Annotated in this window: 17 protein-coding genes; 10 read left to right on the top strand and 7 right to left on the bottom strand. The window is 49.8% G+C overall.

Annotated elements, in window-relative coordinates; translation table 11 throughout:
* Window positions 1–78: 78 nt before the first annotated feature.
* From JS578_06365 to JS578_06355, 3 genes are read right to left on the bottom strand one after another with little or no spacing between them, the layout of a single operon-like run.
* On the bottom strand, window positions 79–534 hold the full coding sequence (locus JS578_06365) for a hypothetical protein (protein QRX64848.1): 456 nt from the start codon (window positions 532–534) through the stop codon (window positions 79–81).
* Window positions 527–916 carry an HIRAN domain-containing protein gene (locus JS578_06360; protein ID QRX64847.1) on the bottom strand — a complete coding sequence of 130 codons (390 nt, stop codon included), beginning with the start codon at window positions 914–916 and terminating at the stop codon, window positions 527–529. The genes JS578_06365 and JS578_06360 overlap by 8 nt, the downstream gene beginning before the upstream one ends.
* Entirely contained in the window at window positions 898–2,472 is a 1,575-nt protein-coding gene (locus JS578_06355) for an ADP-ribosylglycohydrolase family protein (protein ID QRX64941.1), read from the bottom strand. The genes JS578_06360 and JS578_06355 overlap by 19 nt, the downstream gene beginning before the upstream one ends.
* A 232-nt stretch (window positions 2,473–2,704) precedes the next feature.
* Between JS578_06355 and JS578_06350 the strand changes: the two genes are divergently transcribed.
* From JS578_06350 to JS578_06310, 9 genes are all read left to right on the top strand, one after another.
* A complete protein-coding gene (locus JS578_06350) occupies window positions 2,705–2,914 on the top strand; it encodes a heavy-metal-associated domain-containing protein (protein QRX64846.1) in 210 nt (69 codons plus the stop codon).
* 474 nt (window positions 2,915–3,388) lie between these two features.
* Complete coding sequence (gene trpB, locus JS578_06345; protein ID QRX64845.1) at window positions 3,389–4,582, top strand: tryptophan synthase subunit beta; 1,194 nt, start codon at window positions 3,389–3,391, stop codon at window positions 4,580–4,582.
* A 28-nt stretch (window positions 4,583–4,610) separates the two neighbouring features.
* Window positions 4,611–6,017, top strand: a complete 1,407-nt coding sequence (locus JS578_06340; GenBank protein QRX64844.1) for an anthranilate synthase component I family protein — start codon at window positions 4,611–4,613, stop codon at window positions 6,015–6,017.
* 10 nt (window positions 6,018–6,027) lie between these two features.
* Window positions 6,028–6,624, top strand: coding sequence for an aminodeoxychorismate/anthranilate synthase component II (locus JS578_06335; protein QRX64843.1), 597 nt, complete (start codon window positions 6,028–6,030; stop codon window positions 6,622–6,624).
* Between the two features lie 2 nt (window positions 6,625–6,626).
* The gene (gene trpD, locus JS578_06330; protein QRX64842.1) at window positions 6,627–7,625 is read left to right on the top strand and encodes an anthranilate phosphoribosyltransferase; all 999 of its coding nucleotides are present in this window, start codon (window positions 6,627–6,629) and stop codon (window positions 7,623–7,625) included.
* A gap of 58 nt (window positions 7,626–7,683) precedes the next feature.
* Window positions 7,684–8,481 carry an indole-3-glycerol phosphate synthase TrpC gene (gene trpC / locus JS578_06325; GenBank protein ID QRX64841.1) on the top strand — a complete coding sequence of 266 codons (798 nt, stop codon included), beginning with the start codon at window positions 7,684–7,686 and terminating at the stop codon, window positions 8,479–8,481.
* A 92-nt stretch (window positions 8,482–8,573) separates the two neighbouring features.
* The gene (locus tag JS578_06320; protein QRX64840.1) at window positions 8,574–9,197 is read left to right on the top strand and encodes a phosphoribosylanthranilate isomerase; all 624 of its coding nucleotides are present in this window, start codon (window positions 8,574–8,576) and stop codon (window positions 9,195–9,197) included.
* A complete protein-coding gene (locus JS578_06315; protein QRX64839.1) occupies window positions 9,184–9,954 on the top strand; it encodes a tryptophan synthase subunit alpha in 771 nt (256 codons plus the stop codon). Before JS578_06320 ends, JS578_06315 begins: the two co-directional genes overlap by 14 nt.
* Window positions 9,955–10,028: 74 nt before the next feature.
* Window positions 10,029–10,913, top strand: coding sequence for a DMT family transporter (locus JS578_06310; protein ID QRX64838.1), 885 nt, complete (start codon window positions 10,029–10,031; stop codon window positions 10,911–10,913).
* Window positions 10,914–10,920: 7 nt separating this feature from the next.
* Here the strand turns inward: JS578_06310 and JS578_06305 are convergent, their stop codons facing one another.
* The 3 genes from JS578_06305 to JS578_06295 form a co-directional block, all read right to left on the bottom strand.
* Complete coding sequence (locus JS578_06305) at window positions 10,921–11,982, bottom strand: oxidoreductase (GenBank protein QRX64837.1); 1,062 nt, start codon at window positions 11,980–11,982, stop codon at window positions 10,921–10,923.
* A gap of 73 nt (window positions 11,983–12,055) precedes the next feature.
* Complete coding sequence (locus tag JS578_06300) at window positions 12,056–12,640, bottom strand: non-canonical purine NTP diphosphatase (protein QRX64836.1); 585 nt, start codon at window positions 12,638–12,640, stop codon at window positions 12,056–12,058.
* Entirely contained in the window at window positions 12,637–14,700 is a 2,064-nt protein-coding gene (locus JS578_06295; GenBank protein ID QRX64835.1) for a hypothetical protein, read from the bottom strand. Before JS578_06295 ends, JS578_06300 begins: the two co-directional genes overlap by 4 nt.
* A 288-nt stretch (window positions 14,701–14,988) precedes the next feature.
* Between JS578_06295 and trxA the strand changes: the two genes are divergently transcribed.
* On the top strand, window positions 14,989–15,411 hold the full coding sequence (gene trxA, locus JS578_06290) for a thioredoxin (protein QRX64834.1): 423 nt from the start codon (window positions 14,989–14,991) through the stop codon (window positions 15,409–15,411).
* Between the two features lie 123 nt (window positions 15,412–15,534).
* Here the strand turns inward: trxA and JS578_06285 are convergent, their stop codons facing one another.
* A complete protein-coding gene (locus JS578_06285; GenBank protein ID QRX64940.1) occupies window positions 15,535–16,344 on the bottom strand; it encodes a metal ABC transporter permease in 810 nt (269 codons plus the stop codon).
* Window positions 16,345–16,347 lie beyond the last annotated feature (3 nt).

Below are 16,347 nucleotides of genomic sequence, written 5' to 3'. Positions count from 1 at the left end.
GCCAAAAATAGTTATTATCTATCAAACGGGATAATGTTATTTCACTTCGACCGACAAGTTGCATTTTTAACCAGTAAACTAATAAACCACCCCTACAGGGGGGTTAGGCAGAATAGGTATCCGCAGCACATGCTCAACATACTGGAAATAGTAGAACAGCTTGTGATTCAGCTCAAATCCATAATCCACACCTGGTTCATATCCCATAATGGTCTGAAAAAATGATCTTCTGCTGGACTGCGTTGCCAGATGATTCCATTCTGACACATACTGCCTGTTCCAGTTCTCATAATACTGTTGGGAGCGGTATCTGGCCGGAGAGTTTTGAAGCAAGTACCAGGTCTCAAATCCTGTATCGAAGACAATCAGTTCATATGCAACAGAATCTTCCTCTGCCGCTTCTCTTCCATTCGGTTCAATTTTGACCATCCCCTTTGGACCAGAGCAGGCTGCCAGGAATGATACGACAGCGAATAAAAAAAATAACTTTTTCATGCGATACAAATGATTTAGTTCTTCCTGTTTTTTATTCAACCATATAAATTTTAACGTCGATTTTCAGCCATTTGTTTATTCGTCTTGTATTTTCTACACGGCAAAAAAATGCTTTTCCCGCATCCATCAGGCGGGAAATGACTTCATTGAACTCCTGTGGAACCCATCCGATGCGATTGTCGTTGATATAGATGCCGATGGCAAGTTCATCATATTCGTTTTTGGGATGTCGAATCATTTTCAGTACGCTCCCGGGGACGAGATCCGGCTCCAGCTCATTCATTTGTTCGCAGAATGTTGTTCCCGCGACAACGATATTCAGTAAAAATATCTCGCGTGTAAATGGCGCAATGGCTTTCACACCGCCTGTGCCGATAAGTGCGAGCAATTCGGGTGTAAGTTTTACGATACCGGTTTCCATTCTTCCAACAATGTGATGTATTTTTTGTATTTTTCAATTTCCTGTTTTATCGTATCAATCTTTATGCTCATTTCTTCACATTCGTTCTTCACCCATTCTTCGTCCCGTAACTTTTCCTCGTAAATAAACGGAAATGATTGATACAGCTGTTCAATCTGATGCTCCAGTGTGCTGATGTTTTCTGCCAGCCGGTTTACATTGATTTGCAGATCAGGTAATAAAACCTCAAGATCTGATTCTTTATTATCGAGCAGAACAAGAATTTGTTGCAGTGTGGGCAGATCACTCAACTCGTAAGCTGTTTGTGCTTTTACAAAAAGCTCATTCATTCTTTCGTCCGAATCGGGATTGATGTCAGGGTGTAAACGTTTGACAATGATATAGTAGACCTCTTTAATTCTCTTCGATTCTTCGGGTGAAAGAAACGATCCCTTCAAAAAATCACGTGCAGCTGCCAGTTGTTTGGCGTCGAATTCAATTTTTTGTTGATACTCAGAAAATCGAATTTCAATTTCTTTGTCAACCGCATTCAAATCTGGTTTTTCATTCCGGTTAACAAAAATCTGCAACAGCGATAGCCGCTGTTTCAGTTGTGCCAGTTCCACCTCCAGGCAATAGGATTTATACTGTATGGATCCGATTTTTTGCAGATAAAGTGCTGTTAAAAGCGGTTGTTCGTGCAACAACATGTTTTGCTTTTGCATGAAAAGCTCCGAAAATATCTTTTTCAGTTTCCGAAAGCGTTCACGTAACTGCTTGGTGTCGTCATTCAGATCTATCGCCATTGGATGCGCCTTCTCACCAAATAGTTTCAGGGTATCCAGCATATCATTGGGCAAATAACTCCTGGCTTTATTCGCCAACTCAACAGGGATATCATAGAACGCTTCTGCAATGGCACCTGTGATTGCTCCGATGGTATCGCTGTCACCTCCTATGGAGATCGCCTTTCGTATGGCATCTTCAAACGAATCACTCTCTAAAAAGCAGATCAATGCTTCAGGCACAGTGCCCTGACATGATTCATTATAGAGGTATGTCTTACGGATCTCATCCACCGTTTTATGCAAATCGTATCCGAATTCAGCAGCGATGTACTGCCTGATAAACAGTTTCTCTTTCCCTTTCCGGGCAAAATAGAGAGCGATAGCCGTGGCCTGAGCTCCCTTGATACCTTCGGGATGATTGTGGGTGCATGCAGCACTCTTGCGTGCCTCGTCGAGCACAACCTGCTCCGTATCAAATAACCACCCTACGGGGCTAACACGCATGGCCGAGCCATTGCCGTAGCTGCCATAGGGCTTGATCTCATCTGCGTGCATCCAACGTGTGAAAGAACTGCCGTAAGCGCCTTTGGGATGTGGGTAACGAAGCGCCCATTTGCGAATCGTTTCTCCGTAATCGCATTTATTCAAAATAGCATCTGCCACGGCAACAGTCAGCACGGTGTCATCTGTATAAATACTTCCGGCAGGAAAAAGGTCAAAATTGTAATCTTTGGTGTTGGCAAACTCGTAGGTGCTTCCCACGATATCGCCAAGAATCGCTCCAAGCATATGATCTAATTGAAAGGCTTTTGTATTCACCTGTAAAATTAAAAAAAATAATTGATCGTCAGGAAGATATCTTCCAATATTTATCACTGTTGGGTCACTTATTCCCTTGCTATGTTCAATTTCGGAGATTCTTAAAATGAACAAAACAGCCTGAAATTTGTAATTAATGAAAGGCCGGTTGCAACAGTTATCCAACAACCTTCAACCAGCAGATGAATGAATGAAAAGAATTATGAAAACGATACAGTTTAAAACAAATATCAATTGCAGCAATTGCCTGGCTAAGGTGACTCCTTTTCTCGACAGGAAAGAGGGTATTCAGTCGTGGAGAGTTGATATAGACAACCCCAATAAAATATTGACAGTGGAGACAGAGCTGCTGGATGCGGGAGATATCGTCAAAACCATCAAACGTACCGGTTTTGAAGCGGAAGAAATATGATCAACAGGAAAGTACTCATATTGTCCATTCTCGTTTGGTTGGTAGGTGCAATCGTACTTTATTTCAACCCCAAATCTGTATGGAACAGGTATATTTTCTTTCTGTTGGTCGGATTTTCAGTTGGTGCATTTTTATACGGCTTCGGTATCGGACGATATGGAAGAAGTAAAAATGAAAGAACAAAGGAGAATCATTCGGATCTTAATCGAAAATAATTGTGTTAAAAACAGAGAAAGAGTTGCAAATTTATTTCAAATACTATTTCTTTGCAGACAATTGAAAGAATTATGACAAATTTATTAATGAACGGATATTGGTGGCGCTGCTTACAACTCACAAGGTCGTAAGGAGTAGCATCGTGCATTTATAGTTCATCACTAAAAATTATAAAAAAGCCTGTCGCAATCCTGCGACGGGCTTTTTCAGTTTTAGAAACAGGGGTATCGAATTAAAAGAGATAAACATCATAAGATTATGCAGCAATTCAACGTCAATGAGAATGGATACTATGGTCAGTTTGGGGGTGCCTATATCCCCGAGATCCTGCACCGGTGCGTAACTGATCTGCGCGAAGCCTACCTTAGAATCATGGAGAGTGAGCGCTTCCGAAAGGATTTCGATCAGTTGTTGCGCGACTATGTGGGACGCCCTTCACCGCTCTACTACTCCCACCAGCTGTCAGAACGTTTCGGGGCGAAGATCTACCTGAAGCGGGAGGATCTCAATCATACCGGTGCGCACAAGATTAACAACACCATTGGGCAGATCCTGATCGCTCGCGAGATGGGCAAGACGCGGATCATCGCAGAGACTGGTGCCGGTCAGCACGGCGTGGCCACCGCTACCGTTTGTGCCCTGATGCAGATGCCCTGTACCGTCTACATGGGGAAGACCGATGTGGAACGGCAACAAATGAACGTGAAAAAGATGGAAATGATGGGAGCCACGGTGGTGCCGGTCACCTCGGGCAACATGACACTGAAAGATGCTACCAACGAGGCGATTCGCGACTGGTGCAGCAATCCATCCGACACCCACTACATCATCGGCTCCACCGTCGGCCCTCATCCCTATCCTGATCTGGTGGCCCGTCTGCAGTCTGTGATCAGCAAGGAAATCAAATTGCAGTTGCTGGAGAAGGAGGGGCGTGATTATCCCGACCGGCTGGTGGCTTGCGTGGGTGGAGGCAGCAACGCCGCCGGAACCATTTATGAGTACCTCGACAACGAGAAGGTGCAGATCTTGCTGGCCGAAGCGGGCGGCAAAGGGGTGGATAGCGGTGAGTCGGCCGCCACCATCCATCTCGGGAGTGTGGGTGTACTGCACGGCTGCCGCACACTGCTGATGCAGACGGAAGACGGACAGATTACCGAGCCCTATTCTGTCTCTGCGGGGCTGGATTATCCAGGCATCGGACCCATCCATGCCCACTTGGTTGAGACAGGACGGGCTCAGGTGGTGGCCATTACAGACGATGAGGCGCTTCGTGCTGCCTATGAACTTACCCACCGTGAGGGAATCATCCCCGCGTTGGAGTCAGCTCACGCGCTGGCTGCATTGGAGAAGGTGACTTTCGCTCCCGGTGAGTTGGTGGTACTCACCCTCTCCGGTCGCGGTGACAAGGATCTGGAGACCTACTTCAAGTATGAAGACAAGTATGATTTTTAATGAACTGACAGCTAAAAAAACAAATCCTATGCAATACAAATATACTACTAACCGAAAAACGCTGATGGGTGATCTTCATACTCCGGTGAGCGTCTATCTCAAGGTGAGGGACAGCTTTCCCCAGTCGGCCCTGTTGGAGAGTTCTGACTTTCATGCCGGACAGAATAGCATCTCCTATCTTGGCCTGAAACCGATTGCCCGCATCGAGGTGAACCGTGCCGTTTGCACTTCACTATTCCCCGATGGCACGGAGGAGCAAGAGAACCTCTCGGATACCTTTACCATCTCCGATGCGCTCAACCGCTTCATCTCTCGCTTCGAGGTGGATGGCGATGAGCTGAACCAGTGTGGCCTCTTCGGGTACACCACCTTCAACTGTGTGAAGTACACCGAGCAGATCGCCATCCGTGAAAGCAGGGAGGAGCGCAACGATGCCCCCGACATGCTCTACATTCTCTTCAAGTACCTCCTGGTGTTCAACCACTTCACCGATGAGATCCATCTGCTGGAATTGCAGGGCGAGCAGGAGGTGAGCAACATGGTGAAGGTGGAATCACTCATCAACCAGCGCAACTTTGCAACCTACAACTTCTTCCCCGAGGGAGAGGAGAGAAGCACCATCACCGATGAAGAGTACAAGGAGTATGTACGCCGTGGGGTGCAGCACTGCCTGCGGGGTGATGTCTTCCAGATCGTGCTTTCCCGCCGCTTCATACAGCCCTTCACGGGAGATGACTTCAAAGTCTACCGTGCACTGCGCTCCATCAACCCGTCGCCCTACCTCTTCTATTTCGACTTCGGAGGATTCCGTATCTTCGGTTCCTCGCCCGAGACCCACTGTAAAATCAGCGGCCGGCAGATCAGCATCGACCCTATCGCGGGAACAACGAAACGGTCCGGTGACAACCAGGAGGATATGAAAGCGGTGGAGTTCCTGCTGAACGACCCGAAGGAGAACGCGGAACATGTGATGCTTGTCGACCTGGCACGAAACGACTTGAGCCGTAATGCGCACGATGTGGAGGTGGCCTTTTTCAAGGAGCCACAGTTCTATTCGCACGTAATCCATTTGGTGTCACGTGTCACCGGCACCCTCAACGTCACGGCCGATCCTCTCAAAGCTTTCATCGACACCTTCCCGGCCGGGACCCTCTCGGGTGCCCCAAAGGTGAGGGCCATGCAGCTGATCTCCGAGATAGAGTCGCACAACCGCGGTGCCTACGGTGGCTGCATCGGTTTCATCGGACTCAATGGTGATATCAACCAGGCGATCACTATCCGCACCTTCGTGAGTCGCAACAACGAGCTATGGTACCAGGCCGGTGCCGGTGTCGTCTCCCAGAGCAGTGATGAGTATGAACTGCGTGAGGTGAACAGTAAGCTGGGAGCCCTGAAGCGTGCCATTGACAAGGCATCCACCCTTTACAACAGTTAAAGACAAGCAGATGAAAAAGATTTTGATATTCGACAATTACGATTCCTTCACCTACAACCTGCTGCACACGGTACAGTCTCTCGGCTACACCAATGTGGATGTGATTCGCAACAACAGGATGACGTTGGAAGAGGTGGAACGGTACGACAAGATCATCCTTTCACCCGGCCCCGGTCTCCCGGAAGAGGCGGGATTGCTGCTGCCCCTTATCGAGCGATACGCAACCAGCAAGAGCATCTTGGGCGTCTGCCTCGGCCACCAAGCGATTGGACAGGTGTTCGGTGCAAAGCTGGAGAACATCCCCTTCGTGTTCCATGGGGTGCAGACCCCGGCGCAAATTGTTGCGGAGGATTATCTCTTCACCGGCCTTCCGGAGGAGATAGCGGTGGGAAGGTACCACTCCTGGATTGTAGCCCGTGAGAATTTTCCCGCTGAGCTGGAAGTCACAGCCCTGGATAACGCAGGAGCCATTATGGCGATGCGACACCGCACGCTCGACCTGCACGGGGTGCAGTTTCATCCGGAATCAATCCTCACCCCGGAAGGGACAGTTATCATCCGCAACTTCCTCGAGCATCCTGTTTTGTCGAAATCTATAAGTGAATGAGCATGAAAGAGATTTTATACCAACTTTTCGACTATCAGTACCTCTCCCGCGAGCAAGCACGTGAAGTGTTGTTCACTATTGTGAAGGGTGATGTACCCGAAACACAAATCGCCTCACTGATCACCTCCTTCCTGATGCGCAGCATCTCGGTCGATGAGATCCTCGGCTTCCGTGACGCTCTCCTTGAGATGCGGGTGCAGGTGGACCTCTCCGATTATGACCCGCTCGATATCGTGGGTACCGGTGGCGATGGCAAGAACACCTTCAACATTTCCACCACTGCCTGCTTCGTGGTGGCCGGTGCAGGTTATCCGGTGGTGAAGCACGGCAACTACGGCGCCACCTCTATCAGCGGTGCGAGCAACGTGATTGAAAGTCTTGGCGTGCGGTTCACCACCGACCAGGACAAACTACGCCGCAGCCTTGATGCCTGTGGACTGGCATACCTCCATGCCCCGCTCTTTAGTCCCGCACTTAAGGCGGTAGCACCGGTGCGTAGAAGCCTGGGGGTGCGAAACTTCTTCAATGTGCTGGGACCGTTGGTGAACCCGGTGCAGCCACGTTACCAGATACTGGGCGTTTACAACCTCGCCATGTCGAGGCTCTACAGCTACATCTATCAGGCGGAAAACAAACGTTTCAGCATTGTACACAGTCTCGACGGATATGATGAAATCTCCCTCACCGATCGATTCAAGGTGGTCTCCAATCGTGGAGAGCAGCTCTTCTCTCCGTCCGATCTCGGGTTTGATGCCATACCGCAGGAAGCACTCTATGGTGGTGATACACCTGCAGAGGCCTCTCAGATCTTCCGAAGGGTGCTGGCCGCCGAAGGTACGGAGGCCCAGATGAACGCGGTGTTGGCCAACGCTGCCTTCGGAATACAGACCGTTGAACAGTCCAAACCGGTCGGTGAATGCCTGGAGATGGCCAAGAATGCTCTCTACGGGAAGAAGGCTCTACGCACCTTGGAGAAATTCATTGAGGTAAATCAGGAATAAGCTGTAAGTCATAAGCTATCGCTAATAGCTATGATTTGTTGCTAAAAAGCTAAATAACATGCAAGATGTACTGAGCGAGATCGTCGCACACAAAAAAAGAGAGGTGGCACGACAGATGAAGGAGCACCCTTTATCAATGTTGGAGCAAAAACTATCTGCCGAGAGGATTCCTTTTTATTCACTGAAAACTGCATTGGAAGAATCATCCACCGGAATCATCGCCGAGTTCAAGCGGCGCTCCCCCAGTAAAGGATGGATTAACCGATCGGCGGAGGCGACAACGGTGGTTCAAGCCTATGAGGCTGCCGGTGCTGCGGCCCTTTCGGTGCTGACCGATGAACCCTACTTCGGCGGGACGTTGGACGACCTTCGGACAGCGACCAAAAGCGTTTCCATTCCGGTGATGCGCAAGGAATTCATCGTGGATGAGTACCAGATCTACGATGCGAAGCTCTCGGGGGCGAGTGCGATTCTGCTGATTGCTGCCGCCATCACCAAGGAGGAGTCAAAACGGTTTACCGAGCTGGCAGGAGAGCTGCAGTTGGAGGTTTTGCTGGAGCTGCACGATGAGCGGGAGACGGAATACATCACACCGCACAACCGGTTGATCGGTATCAACAACCGCAACCTGGGCAGCTTCGTTACCGACGTGCAGAAGTCGTTCCGGATGATCGACCTGCTCCCGAGGGAGGCGTTGCTGATCTCAGAGAGTGGCATCTCCGACCCGCAGGTGGTGCGTGAACTGCGTGATGCAGGCTACAGGGGCTTCCTGATTGGTGAAAACTTCATGAAATGTGATGAACCGGGAGAGTCGCTGAGGGCATTCCTGGGAGAAATAAAAAGGTCTGCAGGTTAGTTTGTTTGTAGGTTCGATGTTCAATGTTAATATGTTGGCATGATAAACCAATAACCAGAAACAAGGAATAAAAAGCTGAAAGCAATAAAAGTATGCTCATCAAGATATGTGGAATGCGTGATGCAGAGAACATCCGGGCTGTGGAACAGCTGGGTGTAGACTGGATGGGATTTATCTTCTATCCTGGCTCGTCACGGTATGTGGGAGAAAAGCTAAGTTATGCCCCGGAGAAGGTGAAACGGGTGGGGGTTTTTGTGAATGAATTACAAGAGAGGGTACTGGAGATCGCATCAAAGAATCGGTTGCAGATTATTCAGTTACACGGCAGTGAATCACCCGAAACCTGCCGTTTCATTCAGGATGCCGGTTTCACGGTGGTGAAGGCATTCGGGATGGAGAGTGATAAACCGTTTCCTGCCCCTTTGGTGGAACAATATAGAGGGAGTTGCGACTACTTCATCTTCGATACCCGGACAGTACAACATGGTGGTTCCGGGAAGAAGTTTCGCTGGGAACTGCTTTCATCCTACAGGGGAGAGACACCCTTCCTGCTGAGCGGGGGGATCGGTCCGGATGATGCTGCAGCCATCAGGGAATTTTCACATCCGCAGTTTATCGGGATAGACCTTAACAGTGGCTTTGAGACTGCTCCCGCAATTAAGGAGTACACAAGATTACAGAATTTTATCAAAAAAATCAGATATGAACAGGATTGACCAATTGTTTCAACAGAAGAAAGCGAATATTTTATCGGTCTATTTTACTACCGGCTACCCTCAGCTGGATGATACAGTACGGGTGATGCAGGCGTTGGAAAAGGAAGGAGTGGAGATGCTGGAGATCGGTGTCCCCTTCAGCGACCCGATGGCGGATGGGCCGGTGATCCAGGCTTCCGGCACACAGGCATTACGCAATGGCATGAGCGTGAAAACGCTCTTCAATCAGATGGAAGATGTGCGGGGCATGGTATCTATCCCTCTGGTACTGATGGGTTATTTGAATCCCATCCTTCAGTTCGGGTTCGAAGAATACTGCCGGAGAGCGGCTTCCTGCGGCATAGACGGGTTGATCATCCCTGATCTCCCTTTTGTCGAATACCTGGAGAATTATAAACAGATAGCCGATCGCCATGGGCTCCATATGATCATGCTGATTACCCCCGAGACGTCGGAAGAACGGATCCGGATGATCGATGAACATACATCCGGGTTTATCTATATGGTTTCCTCTGCGTCTGTCACCGGTGCAAGGAAGAGTTTCGGAGAGCAGAACCTGGCGTACTTCCGGCGCGTGAACGCGATGGGACTGAAGAACCCGCGACTGATTGGTTTCGGGATCTCCAACAGGGAGACATTCGAAGCAGCTTGCGGGGAGGCAGCCGGTGCTATCATTGGCAGCCGCTTTATCTCTCTGCTGGAGAGTGAACCTTCTGTGGAGGCGGCAGCAAAAAAACTAAGGGAAGCGATTCGCTGACCCTTCATATTCAAAAAAATCCCGTACATTTGCTGCCACTTTATTTCTGGTTATAGCATTAAGGGATCATTTGCATGCCGTTTCAATCGCATATCGGTGAGATAGCCTCACTTTTCACAGCCGTCTGCTGGACACTCAGCGCCATCTTCTTCGAGAAGGCGGGACGCCGTACCGGCTCCCTCACGGTAAACATCATTCGTATCTTTCTGGGGATCATCTTCCTGGGGATCACCACTCTCTTCACCCGCGGGATGTTCTTCCCGATGGATGCCACCGCCTACAACTGGATTTGGTTAGGTCTCTCGGGTATCGTTGGTTTCTTCCTGGGTGATCTCTTCCTCTTCAAGTCCTACACCCTGATCGGTTCCCGTACATCGCAGTTGGTGATGAGCCTTGCACCGATGATTACTGCCGTCATCGGCTGGTTCTTTCTGCAGGAGATCCTCTCGCTGAAGAGCATCGCGGGTATCGTGGTAAGTGTTGCCGGCATCATGATTGCCGTGGCCGGTAGGAAGCTAAAACTGAACGTACCCCTGCGTGGCTTTCTCTATGCATTGGGTGGTGCACTGGGACAGGCGGTGGGCCTTATTCTTAGCAAGAAGGGGATGGGTGATTATGACCCGGTGGCAGCCACCCAGATCAGGGCCATCTTCGGCTTCATCGCATTTGCCTTGTTGGTCACCTTTGTCGGTCGCTGGAGGCGGGTCTTCATGGCCCTGGGAGATAAAACGGGGATGAAGGCGATTACGATCGGTACCATCTTCGGCCCCTTTATTGGTGTCTCCCTCTCGCTTTACGCGGTGCAGCACACCGAGACGGGGATCGCTTCGGCATTGATGGCCCTGGTACCCATCTTTATCATCCTCCCCACGGCCATCATGTTCAAGGAAAAGATTACTGCCCGACAGGTGATTGGGGCGGTGATCAGTATCGCCGGTGCGACCATCTTCTTCCTTTAGGCCTCTGTCAGGAGAGGACGAAGGTTCTCTTTTCCCTGCTGCTTTGGAAAGCCAGTTCGATGATTCGCATCACATTGCGTGCTTCCTCCGGTTTCACCGCCAGCATAGTCTTTCCGTTGATGGCATCGCGCAAGTTGATGAAGTAGTCGCGGTAATCACCCTGCTCACTCTCCAGCTTGCCCTGTATTTTCACTCCTTTGTATTCGGCGTTGATTGTTCCCCAGATGCCCTCTGGCTCGCTTCCCCAGTCATTTCCTTGCGGAATGGCACCCCTGTCGAGGGCTGCCTCCTGGACATCCAGTCCGTACTTGACAAACGAACCATTCGTACCGTGTAGCATGTAGGTTGGGCCGGGTATGCGGCAGATCATACCGGATTTGAGGGTGGCGGTGAAGGTGGGGTAGTGGAGTCGCAGATCGAAATGGTCGTCGGTAAGTGCCCAGGAGCGCTGGTTGTTTATCTCAGCTGTTACAGCCTGAGGCATGCCGAAGAACCAGAGAGCCTGGTCAATCAGGTGTGATCCCAGGTCGTAGAAGATTCCGGATCCGGGCAACGGTTGTTCACGCCAGGCACCGTTGGGGCGAGGATTGGTGCGGTAGCGGTCGAAGTGTGACTCATAATCGACGATCTCACCCAGCAGTCCACTCTCTAAGAGCTTTTTCACGGTGCGGGTGTCACTTGTGAAGCGGCGGTTATGGTAGACCGTCAGAATCTTATGTTGTCTGTGGGCAATCTCAATCAATTCATCTGCTTCTTCCACAGTCACAGTGAAGGGCTTCTCTACAACCACATGCTTACCGGCGAGCAACGCTTCGCGCGACCAGCGGAAATGCTCAGTGTTGGGTGAGGTGACGATCACGAGGTCAATCTCCGGATCGTCGATGATGCTCTTTCCGTCGGGAACGACAGCGGTAAGCGGGTATCGCTCTTCGATCATGGCGATGCTTTCGGGGCGGGAGGTGCTGATCTTGGTCAGATCGTATCCCTCCACAACATCGATAAAAGGGGCATGGAATACACGTCCGGAGAGTCCGTAGCCGATGATGCCCGTGCGAATGTTTGTTGACATAGTCTTTTATTTTGCGTTCAGATTCAAAGATACTCTTTTTTTTGTGATCCTGTTTCTCTTCAACAGACTTGTCTCACTGATAACGCTCCCTTAGAAAATGCATCAGTTTGCCGGTTGCAACTGCCCGGTGACTGATCTTGTTTTTCACTTCATTGCCCAGCTCAGCGAAGGTTTTGTCGTACCCTTCAGGCATGAATATCGGGTCGTACCCGAATCCTTCGCTGCCTCTCTTCTCACGGATGATGCTCCCGCGTATCACACCTTCAAAGAGGTGGTTTTTACCATTACAGCGTAGTGCAATAACAGTACGAAATTGTGCTTGTCGGTTCTCCATCTCCTTCATCTCTTCAAGCAATCTCGCCATGTTGTCGTCTGGCCTGCATTTTTCCCCGGCATAGCGTGCAGAATAGACACCGGGTGCTCCCCTGAGTGCTTCCACCTCCAGTCCGGTGTCATCGGCAAAACAGTCGTAACCATACCGTTCCTGCACGTAGGCAGCCTTGATCATGGCGTTCTCATCGAGGGTGCTTCCTGTCTCTTCGATCTCCTCGTTGCATCCGATGTCGGAGAGGCTCAGAATTGAGAGTGTTCCCTGTGTGATCTTACGTATCTCATCCAGTTTATGTTGGTTGTTGGTGGCAAAAACAATTTTCTTCATCTCATTCTAATTTTCTGTTCTCTTTCTTTTTCACGCTTCCTCAGCAGCTCTTCTCGCCTGCGGGCACGCTCCTTCAGCTCCTTCTCACGTAATCGAATGCGTTTATCTCGCAACTTCTTCCGCTCTTTGAGCTCCTCTTTCCTGCTTTTTGAGTCGTTCTGTCCCTGCGATCGCTTCATTGCTTCACGTGCGTTTTGTTCCAGCTTCTGTTGCAGTTCAGCGGGAGCAAGCCGTTCTGTTCGCTCTGCCGGTGCTGCTACTGTTGCATCTTCCGTTTGTCCAAAGACCGATTGATCTCTTTCCAAAGGTACAATCTTTTTCTGCTGCTCTTCCCTACTGATAAAATTTTCTTCTTCCTTTAGCGAAAGAGGCGGGAAGTGATTACTCGTCTGATAGCTTTTTTCAAAAGCGAGGTATTCGTCGAGTAGTCCTTTTCTACGCAACCTGTCGCTGTTCTCTTCCGAAATCACCAACGGTATCACATTGGAATGGATGGTTGCCGTGAAAAGGCTGTCTGCCAACAACATCTGTCCATACCGATATGCATCCTCATAAGAACGAAAAGTGGAAACAACCAATGCTTCTCTGGCCCCAAGTGGAAGAAAGGTGAGTTCGTATGTACGCAACCTGAAACGGGAGAAGTTAAAAGCAGCAGTGGCAAAGAGCAGCCTGTTTCGGTCGGCGCTCGGCTTTTCATAGACCAGCAGGAACTGGTGTGCAGCCAATGGGTCCGCAATGTAGAGCGGTTCATATTGCGTTCCTTGTGAGCTCTTCCTTTCTGAAAGACTCTCCCAGGCCGCACCGGGAGGTGATTCCGCTGGCATCCTGTCACTCAATACAAACGCTAGCATCTGTTTCATTTGCGGGAGCCATGCCGATTCAGGGAATTGACCAATAAACCGGGTAGCCTCGGCTTTAACCTTTGCAGTATCTCCATTCATGAATGCATGATAAATCTTCTGGTATAGAGAATCATGCAACGTGGCGACAATGAGCAGTGAGTCATCAACCTCGAAAGCAGTTTGTGATGTTTCTACCAGCGGTGATGAGGCTCCAATAGTACTTTGATCCATACCCTCCAGACTCTTTTCTATGCGTGCCAACTGAGCTTCATTGGCCCCGGTTTTCATCTTTTCCAGAGCCTTTTTTAGTTTATGCTGTTTGGCTTGTGGGGCAAGCGAAAGCTGACTCATCGTTGCCTGAAGTTGTAAACCGAAAGGTGTTGACAATCCTTTTACCGCCCCGAACGCCTGATAAGCTGCTTCCCGTTCGCCGGTGAGTTGCAGCAGCTGTCCCAACAGGTAGCGGAGTCTTTTCTTTTGTGATTGCACTTTTTCGTTGGAGATCACACGTTTAAGCCACGGTATGGCTGCATTGTAATCCCCCTTTTTAAGCAGGTAACCAGTGTAGGTCTCATCGAAGAGCGATTGCAAATTGCCCGGCAGATTTGTGGACAATAACACCCGTGCACTTTGTTCTGCCTGATAGAGTCGGTTCTGTTCCGTATAACAACGCATCATCAGGATGGCTGCTTCCTGCACGACAATCTCATCATGACGGTAGATGCGACTGATGTGGGTAAAGGCAGCCAATGCCTCCTCCAGGTCTCCATTCTGCAGGTGTGCCTTTCCAAGGAGCATCCATGCATTGTGCAGGAAGGGGTTAAACTCATCCTGTTGCAGCCACTGACGTTTTTCGACTGTGACTCTTTTTGTGGGGTCGCGCCGAGGCTTAGCAGTGACAGAGTGTTCCCTGATCGCCTTTGATGCTTTCTCCACCACACCGTCAAATGGTCCCCCCGGCAACTGCTTCTCATCCGGTATGAACCGGGGGTAGATGGGCAGAAGGCTCTCGTAACGATCTGTAAAGTTACGCGACTGCTCCTCCAGTATTTCCTGATAAGCCTGCTCTGCGTTGTGGTACACGTTGTAGCGTGTGGTCAGCTCGTGGTAGGCACGCGTCAGGGCAGTGTTCTTCCCCGTGCTGCATCCCGTGCAGAGAAAGAACAACACGATCAGGGCAGATGGTATGCCCCGGTAGCTGATGATCCCTGGTTTCACCCTGCTCTTTTCGGTTGTTGTTTTCCTCTATATAACTGAGGAATTCAGTTTTTATTGTCTTCCTTTGTCAGACAGATGCAACCATCATGCACCAGGCCCCTTCCTGAGGGTTTATGGCCAGCGGCATCGCGTTGTACTACCTGAACAAGGCGTTCGAACAAAGATGATTTTTTTCAGCAAAATAGTTGTCAAATCTCATTCCGGGCATTGACAGGATAGAATGTGAAGTGCTTGTTCTTATGTTCAGCAAACACTAATTTTGCACCTCAAATATAGATACAGGAAATTATGAAGATATTTTTATTGATCGTAGGGTTCACGGTTGTAGCTTTTGTTGCGTACCTCATCGTCATGCACAGGAAGATGAAGAAGATGCCGCTGGTGTCTGACCATGAGAAGATTCTCACCCTCTCCGGCAATAATTTTGGACAACAGACACGCAACAGGGTGGTGCTGGTCGATTTCTGGGCTGAATGGTGTGGACCCTGTCGCATGATGGCACCGGTGCTCAACAGCGTCGCCGCTGAGCTCTCGGGTGAAGCCTACGTTGGAAAGGTGAATATAGAGCAGCACCAGGCGCTTGCGCAAAAGCACAACATCCGCAGCATCCCTACCATGGTACTGTTCAAGAACGGCAAGGAGATTGATCGATTTGTGGGGATTAAGCAGAAGGATTTTTTACTGAAGCAGATTCAAAAAGCATCCAGTTAAGTTCTTACAAGTTGATTCACAAACAGATTTCATCAACCGGGCTGTAGGCAGTGAACCAACAGATGATCCTCCCTTACGGTGATATTCTGGCAAAGGTGGTGGAGACGGAAGAGATCTGACCTTTTACTTTGTGAGTGTCTTGATGCCCCTGGCTAAGAAGAAAATCACGATTAGCACGAAGATGATGAGTGCGCCTGAGGGTACGTTGAGGTAGTATGAGAGAAACAGTCCGGTGATGCTACCCACAAAACTGAAGAGGATGGAAAGTCCGATCATTTTGCCATAGTTCACCGTGAAGAGGTTGGCTGTCATTTGTGGCACTGTAATCAGCGACATCAACAATACGATCCCCACCAGGCGAATGCTCATCACAATGGTGACCGCGATGAAGAACATCATGGCATACTCAATGAACTGGGTGGGCAGACGCCGCGTGCTGGCAAACTCACTGTCGAAGGAAACCGATACGATGGCGTGATAAAAGAGGAGAAAGAAGATCAGTAGCGAAGAGGTAAGGGCGAGCAATGCTACAAGGTCAGTTTGTGTGATGGTGAGGATGTTGCCGAAGAGATATTCCGACAGGTTGGGTGCATAGCCTGGTGTGAGAAAGGTGAGAAGGATGCCCAGTGCCATGCCGAACGACCAGAAGACAGCGATGGCTGAGTCTTCACGTACACCCTGTTTATGCGACAGCCACTGGATGCCGAAGGCGGAGAGGATGGAGAAAACCATCGCCGAGAGGATGGGAGGTAAGCCGAAGAAAAAACCGGCACCCAGTCCCCCGAAAGAGGCGTGAGTGATGCCCCCGCTGATGAATACAAGTCGCCGTGAAACCACATAAGTCCCGATCATACCGCAGGCGATGCTCGCCAACAGTGCTCCCAGGAGGGCGTTGCGGAAAAAATCATACTGAAACAGTTCCGGAAGATTCATCAT

This window comes from Dysgonomonadaceae bacterium zrk40, assembly GCA_016916535.1.
GTDB lineage: Bacteria > Bacteroidota > Bacteroidia > Bacteroidales > Dysgonomonadaceae > Proteiniphilum.
The sequence above is the reverse complement of the archived record's forward strand: the minus strand, read 5'-3'. Positions and strand labels throughout refer to the sequence as shown.

What these genes read in the sequence shown, in the direction of transcription:
- JS578_06360 (QRX64847.1), bottom strand. Translation starts at nt 916, where the DNA reads ATGGAAACCGGTATCGTAAAACTTACACCCGAATTGCTCGCACTTATC.
- JS578_06355 (QRX64941.1), bottom strand. Translation starts at nt 2,472, where the DNA reads ATGCTTGGAGCGATTCTTGGCGATATCGTGGGAAGCACCTACGAGTTT.
- JS578_06350 (QRX64846.1), top strand. Translation starts at nt 2,705, where the DNA reads ATGAAAACGATACAGTTTAAAACAAATATCAATTGCAGCAATTGCCTG.
- trpB (QRX64845.1), top strand. Translation starts at nt 3,389, where the DNA reads ATGCAGCAATTCAACGTCAATGAGAATGGATACTATGGTCAGTTTGGG.
- JS578_06340 (QRX64844.1), top strand. Translation starts at nt 4,611, where the DNA reads ATGCAATACAAATATACTACTAACCGAAAAACGCTGATGGGTGATCTT.
- JS578_06335 (QRX64843.1), top strand. Translation starts at nt 6,028, where the DNA reads ATGAAAAAGATTTTGATATTCGACAATTACGATTCCTTCACCTACAAC.
- trpD (QRX64842.1), top strand. Translation starts at nt 6,627, where the DNA reads ATGAAAGAGATTTTATACCAACTTTTCGACTATCAGTACCTCTCCCGC.
- trpC (QRX64841.1), top strand. Translation starts at nt 7,684, where the DNA reads ATGCAAGATGTACTGAGCGAGATCGTCGCACACAAAAAAAGAGAGGTG.
- JS578_06320 (QRX64840.1), top strand. Translation starts at nt 8,574, where the DNA reads ATGCTCATCAAGATATGTGGAATGCGTGATGCAGAGAACATCCGGGCT.
- JS578_06315 (QRX64839.1), top strand. Translation starts at nt 9,184, where the DNA reads ATGAACAGGATTGACCAATTGTTTCAACAGAAGAAAGCGAATATTTTA.
- JS578_06310 (QRX64838.1), top strand. Translation starts at nt 10,029, where the DNA reads ATGCCGTTTCAATCGCATATCGGTGAGATAGCCTCACTTTTCACAGCC.
- JS578_06305 (QRX64837.1), bottom strand. Translation starts at nt 11,982, where the DNA reads ATGTCAACAAACATTCGCACGGGCATCATCGGCTACGGACTCTCCGGA.
- JS578_06300 (QRX64836.1), bottom strand. Translation starts at nt 12,640, where the DNA reads ATGAAGAAAATTGTTTTTGCCACCAACAACCAACATAAACTGGATGAG.
- trxA (QRX64834.1), top strand. Translation starts at nt 14,989, where the DNA reads ATGAAGATATTTTTATTGATCGTAGGGTTCACGGTTGTAGCTTTTGTT.
- JS578_06285 (QRX64940.1), bottom strand. Translation starts at nt 16,344, where the DNA reads ATGAATCTTCCGGAACTGTTTCAGTATGATTTTTTCCGCAACGCCCTC.